The 2,423-nt window shown below is 54.4% G+C and carries 1 protein-coding gene; it reads left to right on the forward strand.

Features of this window, described 5'->3' with window-relative positions; all coding sequences use genetic code 11:
* A partial coding sequence (locus tag HWE17_RS28350; RefSeq protein ID WP_255206430.1) for a DUF2235 domain-containing protein occupies positions 1-2,185 on the forward strand: 2,185 nt, incomplete at its 5' end.
* Positions 2,186-2,423: the final 238 nt, after the last annotated feature.

Below are 2,423 nucleotides of genomic sequence, written 5' to 3' on the forward strand. Positions count from 1 at the left end.
ATTCCTTGATATTATGATCAGTGAAACTCCAAATTCCGCGCCGTTTCCCGTCGATTTTTTTTTAAATCCGTCGATGAAAGAACAATCCGAAATTGCCAAGGAGGCATGTGCTAATGAAGGTAGCGCGCCGTGCAGTATTCCAGTGAGGGTTGGGATTTTCTTTGATGGAACCAATAACAATCTGGAGCGCGATAAGAATGGGGTTAGAACGGGCGTACTCGATCAAAAAACAAAGAAACCCATACCTATTGATGATGTTGTAGTAGATCCCAATGACGCCAGTCATAGCAATGTGGCGCGTCTATTTTCTGCTTTTCCATCTGATAAGCGGGGTGCCGGGTATTACCGATATTACATTCCTGGCGTGGGAACGCCATTTAAGGAAATTGGTGAACTGACTGAGTCTGATGAGGGGAAGGCTTTTGCCAAAGGAGGGCAGCCACGCATTATATGGGGGTTGTTGCAGGTTTTAAATGCAGTTCATCGAACGGTATACGGAGATGAAACTCCATTATATAAATCAGATAAGGCTGGCGAACTTGCCCGTACTTATGATAATGACGTAGGCCACAAAAAGGTGCCGCATCCCTCAACTGGCAGGGAGCGTTTCATGACCCACTCTGACTGGTTCGCTGAGCATATTGAAAAACTCAAAGCGGCGATGGCGGCACAACCGAAGCCGCATATTCCATCGCTGACCTTGTCCGTGTTCGGTTTTTCGCGTGGCGCCGCCGAGGCGGTGGCGTTTTGCCAGTTGTTTGCCGATTTGCTCACACCGCCCAAAGATAAGGTGCAGAAGTTTGCCGGCATCCTTGCCAGCATCGATTTTCTTGGCGTCTTTGATACGGTGGCAACCGTGGGCAGTTCGGGGTCGGTGGCGAAAACCACGATCGCGCCTGGCGCGATGTTCGATGGCCATTGGGCCTGGGCCAATGAATTGCTCAAGCCATTGCCGTCCTGCGTCCAGGCAGGTCTGCATTGTATTGCCACGCATGAGCAGCGCATGAATTTTCCCGTCACGCGCCTGGAAGGGAAAATCGAGGAAGTATATTTTCCTGGCGTCCACTCCGATGTCGGGGGCGGTTATGGCCCGGGCGAGCAGGGAAAGGGGCGTGGCGGACAAGCGGCCTTGCTGTCGCAAATTCCGCTGGCGCATATGTTCAAGGAGGCTCGCCTCAAGGGCGTGCCTTTGAGGCCGTTCAGCAAACTGGAAGCTACGGTGCAAGTTGATTTCCAGGTCAGTCAAGAGCTTGCCAAGGCATGGGAAGCATATACCGCCGAGCTTAACAAGCAAGGCGGTTTGCTGAGCAAGCACATGGAGCTGTATTACCGCTGGCGCGCCGTGCGCGTCAAGACCTTGGAGGCCACGGCCAGCTTCAAGGCGGCCAGCGCGCAGGAGCGGGAGGATCTGGGTTCCTATAACCGCTTGCTAGCAGGCGATCTGGAAGCGCTGCGCGCGCGCAAAGCCTTCCTTCATGGCGATGAGGGGCAACCGTTCAGCGCCCGGGACATTGCGCGCATCAATCACTGGCAATACTATCGCGCCCAAAATCACATCTCCTTGGATGATTGGGAAGCATGGGCGCTCGACATATTCGATCACCCCAAACCGCTGCCGCCCGAAGTGATGCGTTTTTTTGACGACTATGTGCATGATTCCCTGGCCGGCTTTTATATGGCAGGCGAAGTGACGGAATACGACAAGCGGGCCAGGATCGCCTCGTTCGCCGATAAACCGCCTAAAGACGGCTTTTATAAACGCGTATATGAGCTCAGCCGAAAGACGGAAGCCGCGCAACTGAAACAGAAGAATGGCGAAGCATTGACGCCGGAAGAGGAAGCACTGGTCAAGGAAGCGCAGTATGGCACTCCCTATCCGATCCGTACGGATGCCGACAGCGCCGACATGCGTAGCAGGCTGATCACCACGCAAACCTATACGCGGCGCGAGGGTGGCGGCTATATCTTGCGCCGAGGCTATTACCCGCAAAGTGGTTTCTTCCGGAAAAGCGTGCACGAGAAGGAGCTGCAACGCATGCCGACGGCCGGCATCGAGGCGAAAGAAGCACCCGAAGAATTTGTGTGGAGCGAAAACTTAACACAGGATATTGCGCAAGCCAAAGCCGATGAAGAGATTTACCTGGCGCAGCAGCGCTATGCAACGCGTGCCGAGGCGCTCGCATAGAGCGTGATTTCAGCGCGGCTGGAGCCGGGTAGATTCATTTGGCGATTTTATAGATAGCGATGACATCATGACGACGTTGCTCAAGCACCATTGCTGGCGAGTCCTCTTGCTGGCCGCATGTTTACCCGGCGTCGCCACGGCCGCGAGCATTCAGGCGCTGAATTATTCTTCGCGCGAAGTCGATTACATCGCGGTTGAAAATCCTGGCAATACCAACAGCGGCGGCGGTGGCGATTCG

It is taken from the genome of Janthinobacterium sp. BJB401 (assembly GCF_013372745.1).
GTDB lineage: Bacteria > Pseudomonadota > Gammaproteobacteria > Burkholderiales > Burkholderiaceae_D > Janthinobacterium > Janthinobacterium rivuli.